Source organism: Micromonospora haikouensis (assembly GCF_000876225.1).
Lineage (GTDB): Bacteria > Actinomycetota > Actinomycetes > Mycobacteriales > Micromonosporaceae > Micromonospora > Micromonospora haikouensis.
Map to the genome: position 1 here is coordinate 707,475 of NZ_JXSX01000002.1, position 18,705 is coordinate 726,179.

Genomic DNA, 18,705 nt, shown 5'->3' on the forward strand with positions numbered 1-18,705 from the left:
CCGGCGTCGGCCGCGCGGGGCGTCAGTCGTTGGCGTGCAGGGCGGCGTTCAGCTCGATGCCCCGGCCCGTGCGCGGGCGGGCCTCCAGCGCGCCGGTGACCGAGTTGCGCCAGAACAGCAGCCCGTCGACGCCGGACAGCTCGCGGGCCTTGACCACCCGGCCGTCCGGCAGCGTGATCTTCGAGGCCGCCGTGATGTAGCAGCCCGCCTCGACCACGCAGTCGTCGCCGAGCGAGATGCCGACGCCCGCGTTCGCGCCGACCAGGCTCCGCTCGCCGATGCGCACCCGGTCGGTGCCGCCGCCGGAGAGGGTGCCCATGATCGACGCGCCGCCGCCGATGTCGGAGCCGTCGCCGACCACCACGCCCTGCACGATCCGCCCCTCGACCATCGAGGTGCCCAGCGTGCCGGCGTTGAAGTTGACGAAGCCCTCGTGCATGACCGTGGTGCCGGCGGCCAGGTGCGCGCCGAGCCGCACCCGGTCCGCGTCGGCGATCCGCACCCCGGAGGGCACCACGTAGTCGGTCATCCGGGGGAACTTGTCCACCCCGTGGACGGCCAGGTGGCGGCCGGCGGCCCGCTCGATCACCCGCAGCTCGTCCACCCGCTCCGGCGGGCACGGCCCGGCCGACGTCCAGGCCACGTTCGCCAGCTTGCCGAAGATGCCGTCGAGGTTCAGCTCGTTGGGCCGCACCAGGCGGTGGGACAGCAGGTGCAACCTGAGGTACGCGTCGGCGGCGTCGGAGATCGGGTCGTCCAGCGAGCCGATCACGGTGACCACCTGGACCGTACGCAGCCCCGGCAGCGCCCGCTCGCCGACCGCCCCCGGCGGCAGGTCCAGCACGTCCGCCTCGTCCTCGCCCGGGACCAGCGGCAGCTCGCCGAGCCCCAGCTTGCCCGTCGGATACCAGGTGTCGAGCACCTGCTCGTCAGCGGTGATCGTGGCCAGGCCGATGCCCCACGCAGGCTGTGCAGTCGTCACGCCTGTGACGGTACCGTGCGAACCATGGAGAACCCGCTGACCCCCGAGGTCCTCGCCGATCCGGTGGCGTTGACCCGTGCACTGGTCGACATAGAGTCCGTCTCCCTCCACGAGAAGGCCATCGCCGACTGCGTCGAGGAGGTGCTGCGCGGGGTGCCGCACCTGACCACGTTCCGGCACGGCAACACCGTGATGGCGCGCACCGACCTGGGGCGGGCCTCCCGGGTCGTGCTCGCCGGGCACCTGGACACCGTGCCGCTGAACAACAACTTCCCGTCGACCATGCGCGGCGACCTCATGTACGGCTGCGGCACCTCCGACATGAAGTCCGGCGTCGCGTACGCGCTGCACCTGGCGGTCACCCTGCCCGAGCCGCGCTACGACGTGACGTACTTCTTCTACGAGGCCGAGGAGATCGAGTCCAAGTACAACGGGCTCTTCCTCGTCGCCGAGGCGCACCCGGAGTGGCTCCAGGCGGACTTCGCCGTGTTGCTGGAGCCGACGTACGGCATCGTCGAGGCCGGCTGCCAGGGGACCATGCGGTCGGTGGTGACCACCACCGGCGTACGGGCCCACTCGGCGCGCTCCTGGCACGGGGTGAACGCCATCCACGGCGCGGGCGAGGTGCTGCGCCGCCTGTCGGCGTACGAGGCGCGGCGCGTCACCATCGACGGCTGCGACTACCGCGAGGGCATGAACGCGGTGCGGATCAGCGGCGGGGTCGCCGGCAACGTGGTGCCCGACCGGTGCGAGATCGAGGTCAACTACCGGTTCGCGCCCGACCGGACGCCGGCCGAGGCCGAGGCGCACCTGCGCGAGGTCTTCGACGGCTTCGAGCTGCGGGTGACCGACGTGGCCGCCGGGGCGGCGCCCGGACTGGAGGCGGCCCCGGCGAAGGAGTTCCTGGCCGCCGTCGGCGCCGCGCCGATCGGCAAGCTCGGCTGGACGGACGTGGCCCGCTTCGCCGCGATGGGCATCCCCGCGCTCAACTTCGGCCCGGGCGACCCCAACCTGGCCCACCACCCCGACGAGCACGTCGAGATCGGCAAGATCCGCGACGGCGCGGCGACCCTGCACCGCTGGCTCGCCCCGGCCTGAGCGCCCCGGAGCCGGCGCGGACGCGCCGGGGCGGCCCGCTGTACCGCGCTGCGGTGGGCGGGCCGCCCCGGCGACGTGCGTCGGTCGGTCAGGCGGTCGGGGTCAGGGACGACTCGGGGCGGGTGTCGGTCGGGTCGCCGGTGAGGTCGGCGACGGGGGCTTCCATCTGCCGGGCGCGGCGGCGCTCGGCCACCACGTCCCGGATCCGCCGCTGCATCTGCCGACGGATCCGGATCATCTCGCTGTTGCTGATCACGCTGGCTCCTCCCCCGAAGGCGCGTGCCGGGGCATACCCGGTATATGAATGGTAAGACGTACGGGCGAGCGAATTAGTTGCCCTGGTCGCGGAAAATTTCTCCGACCCGCCCCTGGTGCGGGCGTCGCACCCCGCTACCGCCCCTCCACTACGGTTGCTTCCATGAGTGACAGGGCTGCCAGGAGCGACAGCGGCGGGCGCGGTCCGGCCCGCGAGCCGGGGCGGGAGCGGCACCGGGGCGCGGTCACGCTGCGTCGCGGCGCGATCCCGACCAGCACCGCCGACCAGCGGCTGCTGGACTCGCGCGGCCGTGGCGACTGGAAGACGAAGGACGCCTGGCGGGCGCTGCGCATCCTGTCCGAGTTCGTGGAGGGCTTCGACACCCTGGCCGACCTGCCGCCCGCGGTCAGCGTCTTCGGCTCCGCCCGCAGCAAGCCGGACAGCCCCGAGTGCCGGCTGGCCGAGGAGCTGGGCGCCGCCCTGGCCCGTGCGGGGTACGCCGTGATCACCGGCGGCGGGCCGGGCGTGATGGAGGCGGCCAACCGGGGCGCCAGCGAGGCCGGCGGGCTCTCCGTCGGGCTCGGCATCGAGCTGCCCTTCGAGCAGGGCCTCAACGACTGGGTCGACCTGGCCATCGACTTCCGCTACTTCTTCGCCCGCAAGACCATGTTCGTCAAGTACGCCCAGGCGTTCGTGGTGCTGCCCGGCGGGTTCGGCACCATGGACGAGCTGTTCGAGGCGTTGACGCTGGTGCAGACCGGCAAGGTCACCCGGTTCCCGGTGGTGCTGATGGGCACGGACTACTGGCGGGGCCTGCTCGACTGGCTGCGCGACACGATGGCCGCCGACGGCAAGATCGGGCCGGTCGACCTGGAGCTGATCTGCCTCACCGACGACGTAGACGCCGCCGTGCGGCACATCGTGGCCGCCGAGGCGGCCCTCTCCGCCGAGCAGGAGGCGATCCGCGAGGAGGCGGTCGCGCGTACCGGGAACGGCCAGCGGGCCGCCGACCGGGCCGACGCCGACCGGGCCGCCGTCGAGCAGGCTGCCGTCGAGCGGGCCGCCGCCGACCAGCGGGCCGCCGCCGAGGGTCCTGCTGCGGAGGGTGCCGCTGCCGACAGGGCCGCTGCCGACCAGGCCCGGGAGGGCTGAGCCGGTGGCCGCGATCTGCGTGTTCTGCGCGTCCTCCCGCACCCTCGACCAGCGCTGGCTGGACCTCGCCGCCGAGACCGGCCGGGAGATCGCCCGGCGCGGGCACACGCTGGTCAGCGGCGGCGGCTGCGTCGGGATGATGGGGGCGGTGGTGGACGGGGCCCGGTCGGCCGGCGGCCGCACGGTCGGGGTGATCCCGCAGTCCCTGGTCGACCTGGAGGTCGCCGACCTCGCCTCGGACGAGCTGCTGGTCACCGCCAGCATGGCCGACCGCAAGACGCTGATGATCGAGAAGTCGGACGCCTTCCTCACCCTGCCCGGCGGGCTGGGCACCCTGGACGAGCTGTTCGAGGTGTGGACGACCGCCACCCTCGCCCTGCACACCAAGCCGATGGTGCTGGTCGACGCGGACGGCTTCTACCGCCCCCTGCTCGACTGGCTCACCACCCTCACGGACCGCCACTTCCTCAAGCCGGCGGGCCAGGACCTCCTCCTGGTGGCCGACACCATCCCCAACGCCCTGACCACCCTGGAATCCCACCTCCCCTGACCCACCCCCTTGCCCCCTGCCCCGCCCCGCCCCGCCCCGCCTCCTCCCGCCCCCGCCCCGCCCTCTCCCGCCTCGGTGATCAAGAGGTTTGCGTCAACTTGGTGATCAACTTTGACGCAAACCTCTTGATCACCGAGGCGAGGCAGGGCGAGGCAGGGCGAGGCAGGGCGAGGCTGCGGCGGGAGGGGGGGAGGGGGTGGGGTGGGGTGGGGCAAGAGGGCGGGGAAGCACGGGGTGGGCGGGGTGGGGTGAGTGTCGGTGGGGCGTGGTGGGATGGGGGGATGCAGGCGTACCGGCTGGTGCGCCGGCCTGTCGAGGCGGCCCGGGGGGACCGCCGGTCCGACGGGGCGGCGTTGGGGGGCGGTCGGCCCGAAGGGGCGGCCGGGCGGGAGCGTCGGGCCGGCGGGCCGGGCGGCGATGGCGGGCAGGCCGACCACGGCGGGCAGACCGGTCACGGCGGGTTCGACAACGGCGCGCGGCAGGGCGTTGGCGTGCGGCCGGGCGACGACGTTCGGCAGCGCGTTGACCTGCGGCAGGACGTCGACGTGCGGCAAGACGATGGCACGCGGCAAGACGATGGCGCACGGCCGGGCGACGGCGAGCGGGGTGGCGCGGCGGGGCCGGCGTGGGGCGACGGGTGGCGGGACGACCCGGTGCAGGCCGAGGTCGTGGCGCACACCGACGGGCCGATGCTGGTCGTCGGCGGGCCGGGCACCGGCAAGAGCAGCGTGCTGGTGGAGGCGGTCGCCGCCCGGGTGGCCGAGGGGGTCGACCCGGAGCGGGTCCTGGTGCTCACCTTCGGCCGGCGGCAGGCCACCGACCTGCGCCGCCGGATCGAGGCCCGGGTGGCCGGCGACGGGCAGCGGGTGCTGCGCGAGCCGCTGGTGCGCACCTTCCCGGCGTACGCCTACGGGCTGCTGCGCCGGGCCGCCGCCGAACGGGGCGAGCCGTCGCCGCGCCTGCTCACCGGCCCCGAGCAGGATCTGATCATCCGGGAGCTGCTGGACGTGGTCGGCGAGGAGCCCGACGACGACCCGGTCGGCTGGCCGGAGGACCTGCGGCCGGCCCTGCGTACCCGGGCGTTCGCGGCCCAGCTCCGCGACCTGCTGATGCGGGCGGCGGAGCGCGGGGTGGGCCCGGCGGAGCTGGCCCGGCTGGGCGAGCGGCTGGGCCGCGCCGACTGGCCGGCCGCCGCGCGTTTCCTGCGGGAGTACGTCGCCGTGCTCGCGCTGCGCGACGTCAGCAACCGTGGCTCGGTCGCGTACGACCCGGCGGAGCTGGTCCGGGCCGCCACCGGCCTGCTGCTCGACGACCCGGGGCTGCTGGACGCCGAGCGCCGCCGCCTCGCCCACGTCTACGTCGACGAGCTGGCCGACACCGACCCCGCCCAGCTCGACCTGCTCGCCGTGCTGGCCGGCGGCGGCAAGTCCCTGGTCGCGTTCGCCGACCCCGACTCGGCCACGTACGCGTTCCGGGGCACCGATCCGGCCGGGGTGGCCGCCTTCCCGCACCGCTTCCGCACCGCCTCCGGGGCGCCGGCCGCCCAGGTCGTGCTGACCACGTCGTACCGGGCGGGGCCGGGGCTGATCGCCGCGACCCGGCGGCTCGCCGGCCGGCTGCGTGGCCCGGCGGCCCACCGGCGGCTGCGCCCGCTGCCCGACGCCCCACCCGGCACGGTGGAGGTGCGCACCTTCCGCTCGGCCACCAGCGAGGCCGCCTGGCTGGCCCAGGCGCTGCGCGCCGCGCACCTGCTCGACGGGGTGCCGTGGTCGCGGATGGCGGTGCTGGTGCGCTCGACGGCCCGGCAGTTGCCGGCGCTGCGTCGGGCCCTGCACACGGCCGGGGTGCCGACCGTGGTGCACGGCGAGGACCTGCCGCTGCACCTCCAGCCGGCGGTCGCCCCGCTGCTGCTCCTGCTGCGCTGCGCCCTGGAGCCGGCCCGGCTGGACGAGGAGGCGGCGGTGGCGCTGCTGCACTCGCCGCTGGGCGGGGCCGACCCGCTGGCCGAGCGGCGGCTGCGCCAGGGGCTGCGGGCGCTCGCCCTGGCGGTCGGCGACCGCCGCCCCTCCGGCGAGCTGATCGTCGACGCGCTGCGCGACCCGGAGGAGCTGTCCGGGATCGACCGGCACTGGGCGGAGCCGGCGCAGGCGGTGGCCGGGCTGCTGGCCATCGCCCGGGAGGCGGCCCAGCGGCCGGGCGCCACCGCCGAGGACGTGCTCTGGGCGGTGTGGGACGCCAGCGGGCTGGCGGAGCGCTGGGCGGGCGCGATCGCGCTCGGCCGGGCGGCGACCGGGGAGCACGAGACCGCGCGGCGGTGGCGGGCCGAGGCCGCCGACCGGGATCTCGACGCCGTGCTGGTGCTCTTCGACGCGGCGGCCCGGTTCGCCGACCGGCTGCCCGGCGCGCGCACCGAGGTCTTCCTCGACCACGTGCTCGGCCAGGACCTGCCGGCCGACACCCTGGCACCGACGGCGGATCGGGGGGAGGCCGTCCGGCTGCTCACCGCGCACGCGGCGAAGGGGCTGGAGTGGGACCTGGTCGCCGTCGCCGGGGCGCAGGAGGGTGTCTGGCCGGACCTGCGGCTGCGCGGCAGCCTGCTCGGCTCCGAGCGGCTGGTGGACGTGCTCGCCGGCCGCGACGTCGGCGGGCACGACGTCGGCGGGCATGACATCGGCCAGACCGGGCGGGCCGCCGGCGCCGGCGGCCGCGGTGGGCAGGGTCCGGGCGACGGCGGCCACGGTGGTCGGGGCCCGGGTGACGGCGGGCGGGCGGTCCTCGTCGGGCAGACCTCCGCCCTGCTCGACGAGGAGCGCCGGCTCTTCCACGTGGCCGTGACCCGGGCCCGCCGCCGGCTGCTGGTCAGCGCGGTCGCCTCGGCCGCGGTGGGCGGCGACGACCACGAGGAGCAGCCCAGCCGATTCCTGTACGAGCTGGATCCGACCCCAACGCCGGGCGGCGACTCCGCCGGCCAGACCCCCGACGGCGGCCCGGACGGCGGTGGCGACACCGGCCCCGTGGCGAGCGACGGCCATGCGGGCGGCGAGGCGGGGGCCGGCGAGCCGGCCGACGGTGGTGCGGAGCCCGGCCGGGGGAGCCTGCCGGTGGCCGGGCCGCCCCGGGCGCTGACCCTGCCGGCGCTGGTGGCGGAGCTGCGTACCGCCGTGGCCGACCCGGCCGCGCCCTACCACCGGCGCAGCGCGGCGGCGGCCGAGCTGGCCCGCCTCGCCGCCGCCGGGGTGCCCGGCGCGCACCCCGACGACTGGTGGGGGCTGCGCGGCCTCTCCGACGACCGGCCGCTGGTCGACGAGGGGGAGCCGGTGCGGGTGACCCCGTCGGGCATGGAGAGCGCCCTGCGGTGCAGCCTGCGCTGGCTGCTGGAGCGGCACGGCGGCAGCGGCCCGGCCAGCGCCGCGCAGGGGGTGGGCAACCTTGTGCACGCCGCCGCGATGCTCGCCGAGGATGCCAGCGCCGACCGGTCCGCGCTGCTGGAGTACGTGGCGGCCCGGTTCGACGCGATCGAGCTGGCCGCCCGGTGGATGGTGGGCCCCGAGCGGGAACGCGCCGAGGCGATGGTGGACAAGCTGCTGCGCTGGCTGGCGGGCAACCCGCGCCGGCTGCTGGCCATCGAGCACGAGTTCGCCGTGCGCCTGGACGACCCGCAGCGGCCCGTCGAGCTGACCGGCCGGGTCGACCGGCTGGAGGTCGACGCCGACGGCCGGCTGGTGGTGGTCGACCTGAAGACCGGCAAGTCCACCGTGGTCACCGAGCGGGAGATCGGCGAGCACCCGCAGCTCGGGGCGTACCAGGCGGCGGTCGAGGCGGGGGCGTTCGCCGAGTACGGCGACGAGTCCGGCGGGGCGGCCCTGGTGCAGCTCGGCACGGGGGCGCGCGACGCCCGGGAGCAGAGCCAGCCGGCGGCGGGGCAGGGGCCGGCGGCCGGCTGGGCGACGGCGCTGGTCCGGCGCACCGCCGATACGATGGCCGCCGCCACCTTCGCCGCGGTCGCCAACTCCAAGTGCCGGGTCTGCCCGGTGCGCACGAGTTGCCCGGTGTCCGGGCAGGGGCGCCAGGTGGTCGAGCCGCCGACCCCCCGCCGGGAGCAGCCAGAGTGAGCTTGCGAGCCGCGCAGTCGCGACCTGAGGACGTCCCGTGACCCAGCCCGCCCTGTTCAGCGCCGCTACCCCGGCGCCCCGGGCCGCCGACTCCGGCCCCCGGTACACGCCGGTCGAGCTGGCGAAGCTGCTCCGGCTGCCCGCGCCCACCCGGGAGCAGGCCGCGATCATCGCCGCGCCGGTCGAGCCGCTGCTGGTGGTCGCGGGGGCCGGCTCGGGCAAGACCGAGACGATGGCCGCCCGGGTGGTCTGGCTGGTGGCCAACGCGTACGTCCGGCCGGAGCAGGTCCTCGGCCTGACGTTCACCCGCAAGGCGGCCGGCGAGCTGGCGCACCGGGTGCGTACCCGGCTCGACCAGTTGGTGCGCCGGCTGGGGCGGCGGGGCCGCGACCCGCTCGACGACCCGCTGGCCGGCGAGCCGACGGTGTCCACCTACCACTCGTACGCGGGGCGGATCGTCACCGAGCACGGGCTGCGCGCCGGGTACGAGCCGACCACCCGGCTGCTCACCGAGGCGTCCCGCTGGCAGCTCGTGGACCTGCTGGTACGCAACTACGACGGCGACATGACCGGCGTGGACCGGATGCCCAGCACGATCACCGACGCGGTGCTGGCCCTGGCCGGCGAGCTGGACGAGCACCTGGTCGACCCGGACGCCCTGGCCGCCTGGACGGGCCGGTTCTTCGCCGACGTGCAGTCCCGCCCCGGCCGCGTCTACGCCGACGTGCGCAGGGCGCTCGCCCTGCAGCAGACCCGGCTGAAGCTGCTGCCGCTGGTCCGCGCGTACGGCCGGCGCAAGGACGACTTCGAGGCGATGGACTTCGCCGACCAGCTCGCCCGGGCTGCCCGGGTGGCCCGCGACCACCCGGCGGTCGGCGCGATCGAGCGGGACCGGTTCCGGGTGGTGCTGCTCGACGAATACCAGGACACCAGCCACGCCCAGGTGGTGCTGCTCAACGCGCTGTTCGGTGGCGGCCACCCGGTGACCGCCGTCGGCGACCCCTGCCAGTCCATCTACGGCTGGCGCGGGGCAAGCGCGGGCACCCTGGACCGCTTCCCGGCCGAGTTCGCCCGCGCCGACGGCGCGCCCGCCGCCGTGCTGGGGCTCACCACGAGCTGGCGTAACCGCCCGGAGATCCTGGGGGTGGCGAACGCCCTGGCCACGCCGCTGCGGGCGGCGGGGGCCCGGGTGCCGGAGCTGCGCGCCGCGCTCAGCGTCGCCGACCCGATCGGCCACCGCACGCCGGGTGGCCTGGCCGCCGGCACCGTGCACTGCGCGCTCCTGCCGACGTACGCCGACGAGGCCGACTGGATCGCCGACAGCGTCCTCGCGGCGTGGCGGGGGGCGGCCGGGATGCCGGGCGCGCTGCCCGAGCACGTCCCGGTGCCGCTGCGGCCCACCACCGCCGTGCTGGTGCGGCTGCGCAGCCAGATCCCGGCGCTGGCCACGGCGCTGCGCGCCCGGGGGCTGCCCGTCGAGGTGGTGGGGCTGGGCGGGCTGCTGGACACGCCCGAGGTGCGGGACGTGGTGTGCACCCTGCGGGTGCTCGCCGACCCGACCGACGGGGCGGCGCTGCTGCGGCTGCTGACCGGGGCGCGCTGGCGGATCGGGCCGCGCGACCTGGTGGCCCTGCACCGGCGGGCCCGGTCGATCGCCGCCCAGCGTCGCCGGCTCGCCGCCGGGGACGAGCCGGAGGTCGCCGTGGACCTGCTCGACGAGGCCACCCTCGTGGAGGCGCTGGCCGACCTCGGGCCGGCCCAGGCGTACTCGGACCAGGGCTATGCGCGGCTGCGCGCGTACGGCGAGGAGCTGGCCCTGCTGCGGTACCGCCTGGACCAGACGCTGCCGGAGCTGATCGCGGACGTGGAGCGGACCATCGGCCTGGACGTGGAGGTGGCGGTGCGGGCGGGCCGGGACGGCACCGGCGACGCCGGCCTGGCCCGGGGCCACCTCGACGCCCTCGGCGACGTGGCGGCCCGGTTCAGCGGTGAGTCCCCGGCGGCGACCCTGTCGGGGTTCCTCGCCTACCTGGCCGCCGCCGAGGACGAGGAGCGCGGCCTCGCTCCGGGCGAGGTGGAGGTGGTCGACGGCGCGGTGCAGATCCTCACCGCGCACGCCGCGAAGGGCCTGGAGTGGGACGTGGTGGCGGTCGCCGGGCTGAGCCGGGGCGTCTGGCCGGGTCCGGTGCGCAACTCCGACCACTGGCTGGGCGGGCTGGGGGTGTTGCCGTTCCCGCTGCGCGGGGACGCCGACGGGCTGCCCGAGCTGGGCCTGGCCGACGCCGCCGACCAGCGCGCGGTGGCGCGGGCGCTGGCCGACTTCACCGACGCGTGGCGGGCGCACGACGAGCGGGAGGAGCGCCGCCTGGCGTACGTGGCGGTGACCCGCCCCCGGCGGCTGCTGCTCTGCTCCGGCTACTGGTGGGGCGAGGGGACGAAGCGCCCGCGCGGCCCGTCGGCGTTCCTGCGGGAGGTGCACGACGCGTGCTCCGGCGACGGCGACGGGCTGCTGGTGGACCGGTGGGCCCCGGAGCCGGCCGGTGACGCGGTGAACCCGACCACGGAGGTGGTGCTGCGCGCCGAGTGGCCGGCCGATCCGCTGGGCGGGCGTCGTCCGGCGCTGGCCGAGGCCGCCGCCCTGGTGCGCCGCTTCCTCGCCGACCCGGACGCCGGCCCGGCCGCCCTCGGTGGCGAGGCCGCCGTCCCGGGTGGACGCTCCGGCCGCGCCGGCGACGAGCGGGGGCCGGTCGTCGCCGAGGACCCGGAGGTGGCGCGCTGGCGGCGGGAGGCCGACCTGCTCCTCGCCGAGCGGGCCGAGCTGGTCGCCGGGGCGGGGGCGGTCGAGGTGGTCCTGCCCGGGCAGCTTTCCGTCACCCAGCTGGTGGCGCTGCGCCGCGACCCGGGTGAGCTGGCCCGCGCCCTGCGCCGGCCGATGCCGAGCGCGCCGAACCCGTACGCCCGGCGGGGCACCGCGTTCCACACCTGGCTGGAGCAGCGCTTCGGCGCGGACCGGCTGCTCGACGTGGACGAGCTGCCCGGGGCGGCCGACGCCGACGCCGCGCCGGACGAGGCCCTCGCGGAGTTGCAGGCGCGCTTCCTGGCCGGCGAATGGGCGCAGCGGGTGCCGGTGGAGGTGGAGGTGCCGTTCGCCACGGTGATCGCCGGGGTGGTGGTGCGGGGCCGGATGGACGCGGTGTTCGCCCGGCCGGGCGGGCGGTTCGACGTGGTGGACTGGAAGACCGGGCGGCAGCCGGTCGGGGTGGAGGCCGAGGCGGCGGCGGTGCAGCTCGCCGTCTACCGGCTGGCCTGGGCCGAGCTGGCCGGGGTGCCGGTCGACCGGGTCGGCGCGGCCTTCCACTACGTGCGGGACGGGGTGACCGTCCGCCCGGCGGACCTGCTGGACGCCGATGGGCTCACCGCGCTGGTCGCGGGCGTGCCGGAGGCCGGCCGCGACCACGTCCCCACGAACGCCGACGCCCCGGCGGGCGGCCAGCGGCCGGCAAATTCCCGGTGACAGGCGACGGGCGACGAGATCCGTGCTAGCCTTGCTGCGTTGCAGTTATGGTTCCCAGAGACTCTGTGTGCGCCTGGCGGATTGTGGCCCCAGGCGCTCTTTGTTGTGTCCGGAGTTCTCCGGGCGGGGCGACCAGAAGCGACAGGCGATTCGCGCATCCCGCGCGGAGCGCTCCTCTTCGGGCCCGCAACAGGTGCGGGTCCGACGTTCCGTCAAGGAGACGAAACACATGGCAATTGGCACCGTCAAGTGGTTCAACGCTGACAAGGGCTTCGGCTTCATCACCCCGGACGGCGGCGGCGCCGACGTCTTCGCCCACTTCTCGGCGATCCAGACCTCCGGCTACCGGAGCCTGGACGAGAACCAGCGGGTCGAGTTCGAGATCACCCAGGGCCAGAAGGGCCCGCAGGCGGAGAACATCCGTCCGCTCTGATCTCCGGCACCCGTTCCACCCGTAACATCCGTCGCGCCCTCCGGGCGTGACGACGTGGCCGGTCCGCCCCTCGTGCGGCGGGCCGGCCACGACCCCATTCGGTTCGTGCTTGCGAGTCCCGGCGGCCCCGTCCGCCGGTCGACAGCGCCATCCCGGCGCCCTTCCTCGACACGTGCCGCGTCGAGGAAGGCTTTTCCATGACCACCGTTCTGCCCTCTTTCTCCGCCACCGGCCTGGCGCCCGCGCTGCTCGCCGAGCTGACCGCGCAGGGCATCACCGAGCCGTTCCCGATCCAGGCGGCGACGCTGCCGGATTCGCTGGCCGGCCGGGACGTTCTCGGCCGGGGCCGCACCGGCTCGGGCAAGACCCTCGCCTTCGGGCTGCCGCTGCTGCACCGCACCGCCGGCCGCCGCGCCCGCCCGGGGCGTCCGCTGGCGCTGGTGCTGGTGCCGACCCGTGAGCTGGCCCAGCAGGTGACCACCGCGCTCGCCCCGTACGCCCGGGTGTTGGGACTGCGCGTCGCCACCGTGGTGGGCGGCCTGTCGCTGGGGCGGCAGGCGGACGCGCTGCGCGCCGGCGCCGAGGTGGTCGTGGCCACCCCCGGCCGGCTGCACGACCTGATCAACCGCGGTGACGCCCGGCTCGACCAGGTGGCCGTGACGGTGCTGGACGAGGCCGACCAGATGGCCGACATGGGCTTCCTGCCGCAGGTCACCAAGCTGCTGGAGCAGGTGGCCGGCGACGGCCAGCGGATGCTCTTCTCCGCCACCCTCGACGGCGGCGTGGACAAGCTGGTCCGCCGGTTCCTCACCGACCCGGTCTCGCACTCCGTCGACCCCGGCACGGCCACGGTCACCGCGATGACCCACCACGTGCTGCACGTCGAGGCGGAGGACAAGCCGGCCACGCTGACCCGGATCGCGGCCCGCGAGGGCCGCACCATCCTGTTCATGGGCACCAAGCACCGCGCCGACCGGCTGGCCCGCCAGTTGCTGGCCAAGGGCGTGCGGGCCGCCGCCCTGCACGGCGGCAAGTCCCAGCCGCAGCGCACCCGGATCCTGGAGCAGTTCCGCACCGGTCAGGTGACCGCGCTGGTCGCCACCGACGTGGCGGCCCGGGGCATCCACGTCGACGGCCTCGACATGGTGGTCAACGTCGACCCGCCGACCGAGGCGAAGGACTACCTGCACCGGGGTGGGCGCACGGCGCGGGCCGGCGAGTCGGGGACCGTGGTCACCCTGGTCCTGCCCGAGCAGCGCCGGGAGGTGTCCCGGCTGATGGCCACCGCCGGCATCCGGCCGCAGGCCACCCAGGTCCGCCCGGGCGAGGAGGCGGCGCTGGCCCGGGTCACCGGTGCCCGCGAGCCGTCGGGTGTGCCGGTGACCGTCGTCGCCCCGCCGCCGCAGCGGTCCGCCCCGGCGGCATCCGGCCGGGGCTCCCGGTCCGCCCGCGCCGCCCACGGCACCGCCGCGTCCGGCGGCACGCCCCGTTCCGCCGGTGCCCAGGGGGACACCCCGGCCGGCCGTGACGCGGCGGGCGGTGACGGGCGACGCACCGGGCACCGCGCGTCGGGCCGGTCGCGTCGCCCGCGTCGCCCCCGTTCCGCCTGACCCGTCGCCGCTCGGAGGGGCCGTGCCCCGGCTCCTGGCTGCCCCACTCGCCGGTCGCGGACCGCGCCCCGGTTCCTGGCTGAGTCGATAATCAGGCTACTGAGTCGGGAATCAGGCAGGCGCGGGTCCGATCGGTGACTGTCGCCCGCGCGCCTGGTGGAAGATGCTAGCCGTGGGGGAACACGGCCGGTGGGGACCGGCCTTGCTGGGGGGAGGAAGACCATGACGGGCGACGTCGAGTCGGGGGCGGCACGGGAGCTGCTGGTGGTGTTGGCGGTCGCGGGGGCGGGGCTGCTGCTCGCCACGGCGGCGGCCTTCTCGCCGTGGCATCCCACCCGCAGTGCCCGACAGCCCGCCGGGGTGGTGGGGCTGCACAACCCGGACGGGGCGGACGCGAAGCTCACCGGCGCCGTCATCGGGGTGACCGACCGGTCCGCCGGCTGAGCCCGCACCTCCGACTGCCGGGGTGCTGCTGCCGGCCGGCGACCAGCTGGCGAGCCCGTGCCGCCCAGCCCGCTGAGCCGGCACCGCCTCGCCGGTGGACCGGCCGGTCAGGCCCCGCCGACCGGGTCGGCGACGGGCGCGGCGGCGGCCCCGGCCGTCGCCGCGGCCCCGTCCCGGGCGGCCGGCTCCCGGCCCTCCCCGGTGAGCAGGTCGGCCAGGGTCGTCCGGTCCACCACGAGGGCGATCGCCCCGTCGACCGCCAGCCACACGTCGCGCAGTCCGGCGGCCACGCCGTGATAGCCGGCGACCTCGGCCGGCAGGCCGCGCACCGAGGTGAGCGACCCGCCGACCGCGCGGAGCACGTCCCCGACGCTGATCTCGGTCGCCGGCCGGGCCAGGGCGTAGCCGCCGTCGGTGCCCCGGTGGCTGAACAGCAGCCCGGCCCGCCGCAGGTCGAGCAGGATGCCCTGGAGGAAGCTCAGCGGGATGGCCTGACTCTCCGCCAGGGCCGCCGCCTTGACCAGCTCGCCGCCGGGCGCGGGGCCCGAGCCGCGGGCCGTGGCGGCGACGGCCAGCATGGCCCGGAGCGCGTAGTCGCTGCGCGCGGAGACGTACATGTCACTGCCCGGCCTGGTCCAGCACGCCCCAGCGGCGGCGGATGGCCTGGTCCGCGGCCCCGAACGCGGCGTCGACCCCGAGGCCGACGACCAGGATGACGATCATCGTGGAGAGCAGCCAGGGCGCGTCGGCCAGCTCCCGGGCGTACGTCAGCTGCGCGCCGAGCGAGGTCTGCGAGATGCCCACCACGATCAGCTCGCCGGCCATCAGGCTGCGCCAGGAGAACGCCCAGCCCTGCTTCAGCCCGGCGACGATGGCGGGCAGGGCGGCCGGGGCGATGACGTACCGGTAGAGGTTGAGCCCCCGGGCGCCGAGGTTGCGCCCGGCCCGTTGCAGCAGCGGCGGCACGTAGTCCACCCCGCTGATCACCCCGTTGGCGATGGACGGGGCCGCGCCGAGCACCACGACGAAGAAGATGGCCTTCTCGCTGAGCTCGAACAGCAGGATCGCCAGCGGGAACCAGGCGATCGACGGCATGGTCTGCAACGCGGTGATCATCGAGCCGATGGCCGCCCGCAGCACCCGGAACCGGGCCACGGCGAGGCCGAGCAGCAGGCCGACGCCGACGGAGAAGACGTACCCGAGGGCGGCCCGGCGCAGGGTGGTGACCAGGCCGTCCCAGAGCTGCGCCCCGCTGGCCTGCCGGACCAGCTCCTGCCACACCGGGCCGGGCCCGGGCAGGGAGTACGGCGGCCAGATCTCCGCCCACACCACGACCTGCCAGGCGGCGATGGCGATGGCGAGCGCGGCCAGCTTCGGCCAGGTGGACGCCCAGATGGTGGCGGCCCGGGTGGTCGTCTTCTGCCGGCCGGCGATCTCCAGCGCGTCGAGCCCGGAGATCTCCGCGTCGGCGCGCGCCTCGGCGATCGTGTCACTGGCCATGGCGGCCCACCTCCGTACGGAGCCGGTCGGTGACGTCGGCGGCGATCGACGCGATCTCCGGGGAGTCGATGCGTCGGGGCCGGGGCACGTCGACCCGGGTGGAGTAGATGATCCGGCCGGGCCGGCTGGACAGCAGGATGATCCGGTCGGCGAGCCGCGCCGCCTCCCGGACGTTGTGCGTCACGAAGAGCACGGTGAGCTTGCGCTCGGCCCAGATCCGCTCCAGCTCGTCGTGCAGGATGTCGCGGGTCATCGCGTCGAGCGCGCCGAACGGCTCGTCCATCAGCAGGACCGGGGTGTCCAGGGCGAGGGTGCGGGCGAGCGCGACCCGCTGCCGCATGCCGCCGGAGAGCTGGTGCGGGCGCTTGCGGCCGAACTCGGCCAGGTGCACCGTGCGCAGCAGCTCGGCGACCCGTTCCCGGCGCTGTGCCCGGGGCAGCCGGCGCAGCTTGAGCGGCACGTCGACGTTGCCCTCGACGGTGAGCCACGGGAAGAGGGCGGACTCCTGGAACATCAGGCCGGGGTTGACCCCGTCGCCCAGCTCGATCCGCCCGCCGCTGACCTTGTCCAGGCCGGCGACCAGGTTGAGCAGGGTGCTCTTGCCGCAGCCGGAGGCGCCCACGAGGCAGACGAACTCGCCGGGCGCGACGTCGAGGGAGACCCCGTCCAGGGCGAGGACGGCGTGCTCGCCCTGCCCGTACACCTTGGTCACGCCGTGCAGCGCGACCGAGCCGGTCGCGCTGCGGGGCGTCGTCGTGGTCGACGTCATGGTTGGGTGACCTCGGGCTTGCCCTGGGTCTTCAGCACCTCGTTGAGGTACTTCAGGTCGTAGAGCCCGTCGAGGCTGACCGGCTGGGTCAGCTCGACGGCGACCGCGTGGTCCAGACCGGCCTTCAGCGAGGAGGCGATGGGGTCGTTGGTGAACTCCAGCGTCGGCCACGCCTGCTTGATGAGCTTCACGTCCAGCGGCTTGCCGGTGATCTTGCCGATGTGGTCGGAGATGGCCTGCTGCGACTCGTCGGGCTTGGTGTTGACGAACTCGTTGGCCGCCACCTGGCCCTCGACCAGCTTCTTCACCACGTCGGGGTGGGCCTTGAGGAACTTGGTGGAGACGATCAGGTTGGTGATGACGAACTTCTTGTCCGGCCACAGGTCGCGCTCGTCGACGAGCACCTTGCCGCCGGCGTTGACCAGCCGGGAGACGAACGGCTCGGGCACCCACGCCCCGTCGATCGTCCCGCTGTTGAACGTCTCCACGGTCTGGGCGTTCTCCTGGGGGACGACCTTGACGTCGCCGCCGCCCTCCTTGGTGGCGGTGAGGCCCTTCTCCCTGAGCCAGTAGCGCAGCGCCACGTCCTGGGTGTTGCCGAGCTGCGGGGTGGCGATCTTCTTGCCCTTGAGCTGCTCGACGGAGGTGATCTCCGGCTTGACCACCAGGGCCACGCCGCCGGACGCCGCGCCGGAGATCACCCGGACCGCCTCGCCCTTGGACTTGGAGAACGCGTTGACCGTCGGGTTGGGACCGATGTACGTCGCGTCGAGCGCGCCCGAGAAGATGGCCTCGATGGCGGCCGGGCCGGCGTTGAAGGTCTTCGTCTCCAGCTTGACGTCGCCGCCGAGCTTCTCGGCGAAGATGCCCTTCTCCACCCCGACGACCGCCGGGGCGTGGGTGATGTTGGGGAAGTAGCCCAGCCGGAGCGTGACCGGGCCCGAGCCGCCCGCAGCCGCGCCGTCGTCCTCGCCGCAGGCGGCGGTGGCTCCCAGGGTCGCCGCGCCCAGCACGGCGAGGGCGGCCAGGGTCACCGTCCGACGGAGGGGTAGCCGTCTCATCGTCTGTCCAATCCGCAGTATTCCTACTTAGTTGGTAGGAAGACTGGGGCAGCGTTCGGGCGGCGTCAAGACCCGTCCACATCGCGGGATTCTCGCTCGGGATTATTCCCGGTTTTCCTACCTTCTTGCTAGGTTTGGTCGACGTGACCTACCACTGGTTCCTCCCCACGTCCGGCGACGGGCACCAGGTCGGCGCCGCCACCGTCACCGCCGGCGCGGCCCGGCACGAGCGGGCCGCCACCGTCGGCTACCTGGCCGAGGTCGCCCGGGCCGCCGAGGCGGCCGGCTTCGCCGCGCTGCTCACCCCGGTCGGCTCCGGCTGCCCCGACCCGTGGATCGTCTGCGCCGCCGTCGCCCAGCACACCGACCGGATCGGCATGCTCGTCGCCGTGCGGACCGGGTTCGCCCTGCCCACGCTCGTCGCCGCCCAGGCCGAGGCGTTCCAGGCCGTCTCCGGCGGGCGGCTCGCGCTCAACGTCGTCACCGGCGGCGACCCCGCCGAACAGCGGGCGTACGGCGACTTCCTCGACCACGACGACCGGTACGCGCGCACCGGCGAGTTCATCGACGTGCTCCGCCGCACCTGGCGCGGCACCCCGTTCGACTTCACCGGCGCGCACTACCGGATCGCCGGCGGCGGCCTGACCGCCCCGCTGACCGAGCCGCCGCCCGTCTACCTCGGCGGGGCGTCCCCGGCCGCCGAGGCGGTGGCGGCGCGGCACGCCGACGCGTACCTCATGTGGGGTGAGCCGCCGGCCGCGATCGCCGCCCGGGTGGCCCGGGTGCGGGCCCTGGCCGCCGAGCGGGGCCGCACCCTGCGCACCGGCCTGCGGCTGCACGTCATCGCCCGGCCGACCGCGGGCGAGGCGTGGGCCGAGGCGGACCGGCTGCTGGCCGGGATGAGCCCCGAGCGGATCGCCGCCGCGCAGGCCCGGTTCCGCCGGATGGACTCCGTCGGCCAGGCCCGGATGGCCGCCCTGCACGGCGGGTCCGCCGACGCGCTCACCGTCGCGCCGAACCTGTGGGCCGGGATCGGCCTGGTCCGCGAGGGCGCGGGCACCGCGCTCGTCGGCAGCTACGCCGAGGTCGCGGCCAGAATCGACGAGTACGCCTCGCACGGCGTCGACGAGTTCGTGCTGTCCGGCTGGCCGCACCGGGAGGAGGCCGAGCGGGTCGGCGCGGAGGTCCTGCCCCGGGTCGCCGCCGTCGCACCCGTGGGCTGAC

At 75.7% G+C, this 18,705-nt stretch carries 14 protein-coding genes and 1 pseudogene; 9 read left to right on the forward strand and 6 right to left on the reverse strand.

Annotation, left to right across the window (positions count from 1 at the left end; translation table 11 throughout):
• Nucleotides 1-22: 22 nt before the first annotated feature.
• Nucleotides 23-982 (reverse strand): 2,3,4,5-tetrahydropyridine-2,6-dicarboxylate N-succinyltransferase, encoded by a 960-nt coding sequence (gene dapD / locus TK50_RS19810; RefSeq protein WP_043965805.1) that lies wholly within the window; start codon nt 980-982, stop codon nt 23-25.
• A 24-nt stretch (nt 983-1,006) separates the two neighbouring features.
• Between dapD and dapE the strand changes: the two genes are divergently transcribed.
• Nucleotides 1,007-2,080, forward strand: coding sequence for a succinyl-diaminopimelate desuccinylase (gene dapE / locus TK50_RS19815; protein ID WP_043965806.1), 1,074 nt, complete (start codon nt 1,007-1,009; stop codon nt 2,078-2,080).
• 88 nt (nt 2,081-2,168) lie between these two features.
• On the opposite strand, the gene TK50_RS34460 is transcribed toward dapE, so the two are convergent.
• The gene (locus TK50_RS34460; protein ID WP_176734749.1) at nt 2,169-2,336 is read right to left on the reverse strand and encodes a hypothetical protein; all 168 of its coding nucleotides are present in this window, start codon (nt 2,334-2,336) and stop codon (nt 2,169-2,171) included.
• Nucleotides 2,337-2,498: 162 nt separating this feature from the next.
• Between TK50_RS34460 and TK50_RS19820 the strand changes: the two are divergent.
• The 7 genes and pseudogenes from TK50_RS19820 to TK50_RS19850 all read left to right on the forward strand — a co-directional run.
• A pseudogene (locus TK50_RS19820) lies at nt 2,499-3,344 on the forward strand (LOG family protein); the annotation flags it as partial.
• 148 nt (nt 3,345-3,492) lie between these two features.
• Nucleotides 3,493-4,038, forward strand: coding sequence for an LOG family protein (locus tag TK50_RS19825; RefSeq protein ID WP_043965807.1), 546 nt, complete (start codon nt 3,493-3,495; stop codon nt 4,036-4,038).
• Nucleotides 4,039-4,727: 689 nt separating this feature from the next.
• Nucleotides 4,728-8,150, forward strand: coding sequence for an ATP-dependent helicase (locus TK50_RS35005; protein ID WP_082106480.1), 3,423 nt, complete (start codon nt 4,728-4,730; stop codon nt 8,148-8,150).
• A gap of 37 nt (nt 8,151-8,187) precedes the next feature.
• The gene (locus tag TK50_RS19835; RefSeq protein WP_043965811.1) at nt 8,188-11,664 is read left to right on the forward strand and encodes an ATP-dependent helicase; all 3,477 of its coding nucleotides are present in this window, start codon (nt 8,188-8,190) and stop codon (nt 11,662-11,664) included.
• A gap of 229 nt (nt 11,665-11,893) precedes the next feature.
• Nucleotides 11,894-12,097, forward strand: coding sequence for a cold-shock protein (locus TK50_RS19840; RefSeq protein WP_043965813.1), 204 nt, complete (start codon nt 11,894-11,896; stop codon nt 12,095-12,097).
• A 197-nt stretch (nt 12,098-12,294) separates the two neighbouring features.
• Nucleotides 12,295-13,707 carry a DEAD/DEAH box helicase gene (locus tag TK50_RS19845; RefSeq protein ID WP_043965815.1) on the forward strand — a complete coding sequence of 471 codons (1,413 nt, stop codon included), beginning with the start codon at nt 12,295-12,297 and terminating at the stop codon, nt 13,705-13,707.
• Nucleotides 13,708-13,929: 222 nt separating this feature from the next.
• Entirely contained in the window at nt 13,930-14,151 is a 222-nt protein-coding gene (locus TK50_RS19850) for a hypothetical protein (RefSeq protein WP_043965817.1), read from the forward strand.
• 107 nt (nt 14,152-14,258) lie between these two features.
• Here the strand turns inward: TK50_RS19850 and TK50_RS19855 are convergent, their stop codons facing one another.
• Genes TK50_RS19855 through TK50_RS19870 form a run of 4 tightly spaced genes read right to left on the reverse strand, consistent with a single transcriptional unit; the run spans nt 14,259 to nt 17,481 of the window.
• On the reverse strand, nt 14,259-14,768 hold the full coding sequence (locus TK50_RS19855; protein WP_043965818.1) for an RrF2 family transcriptional regulator: 510 nt from the start codon (nt 14,766-14,768) through the stop codon (nt 14,259-14,261).
• A 1-nt stretch (nt 14,769) separates the two neighbouring features.
• Nucleotides 14,770-15,651 carry an ABC transporter permease gene (locus TK50_RS19860; protein WP_043965819.1) on the reverse strand — a complete coding sequence of 294 codons (882 nt, stop codon included), beginning with the start codon at nt 15,649-15,651 and terminating at the stop codon, nt 14,770-14,772.
• Nucleotides 15,641-16,420: an ABC transporter ATP-binding protein gene (locus TK50_RS19865; protein WP_043965821.1), complete on the reverse strand. Its 780-nt coding sequence runs from the start codon at nt 16,418-16,420 to the stop codon at nt 15,641-15,643. The genes TK50_RS19860 and TK50_RS19865 overlap by 11 nt, the downstream gene beginning before the upstream one ends.
• On the reverse strand, nt 16,417-17,481 hold the full coding sequence (locus TK50_RS19870) for an ABC transporter substrate-binding protein (protein ID WP_043965823.1): 1,065 nt from the start codon (nt 17,479-17,481) through the stop codon (nt 16,417-16,419). The genes TK50_RS19865 and TK50_RS19870 overlap by 4 nt, the downstream gene beginning before the upstream one ends.
• Before the next feature lie 143 nt (nt 17,482-17,624).
• Here TK50_RS19870 and TK50_RS19875 point away from each other — a divergent pair, with 143 nt between their 5' ends.
• A complete protein-coding gene (locus TK50_RS19875) occupies nt 17,625-18,704 on the forward strand; it encodes an LLM class flavin-dependent oxidoreductase (RefSeq protein WP_043965824.1) in 1,080 nt (359 codons plus the stop codon).
• Nucleotide 18,705 lies beyond the last annotated feature (1 nt).

Bases quoted from the DNA above. Each gene is read 5' to 3' on its own strand.
- TK50_RS35005 (WP_082106480.1), top strand. From the start codon at position 4,728: ATGCTGGTCGTCGGCGGGCCGGGCACCGGCAAGAGCAGCGTGCTGGTG.
- dapE (WP_043965806.1), top strand. From the start codon at position 1,007: ATGGAGAACCCGCTGACCCCCGAGGTCCTCGCCGATCCGGTGGCGTTG.
- TK50_RS19850 (WP_043965817.1), top strand. From the start codon at position 13,930: ATGACGGGCGACGTCGAGTCGGGGGCGGCACGGGAGCTGCTGGTGGTG.
- TK50_RS19840 (WP_043965813.1), top strand. From the start codon at position 11,894: ATGGCAATTGGCACCGTCAAGTGGTTCAACGCTGACAAGGGCTTCGGC.
- TK50_RS19865 (WP_043965821.1), bottom strand. From the start codon at position 16,420: ATGACGTCGACCACGACGACGCCCCGCAGCGCGACCGGCTCGGTCGCG.
- TK50_RS19855 (WP_043965818.1), bottom strand. From the start codon at position 14,768: ATGTACGTCTCCGCGCGCAGCGACTACGCGCTCCGGGCCATGCTGGCC.
- TK50_RS19870 (WP_043965823.1), bottom strand. From the start codon at position 17,481: ATGAGACGGCTACCCCTCCGTCGGACGGTGACCCTGGCCGCCCTCGCC.
- TK50_RS19845 (WP_043965815.1), top strand. From the start codon at position 12,295: ATGACCACCGTTCTGCCCTCTTTCTCCGCCACCGGCCTGGCGCCCGCG.
- TK50_RS19860 (WP_043965819.1), bottom strand. From the start codon at position 15,651: ATGGCCAGTGACACGATCGCCGAGGCGCGCGCCGACGCGGAGATCTCC.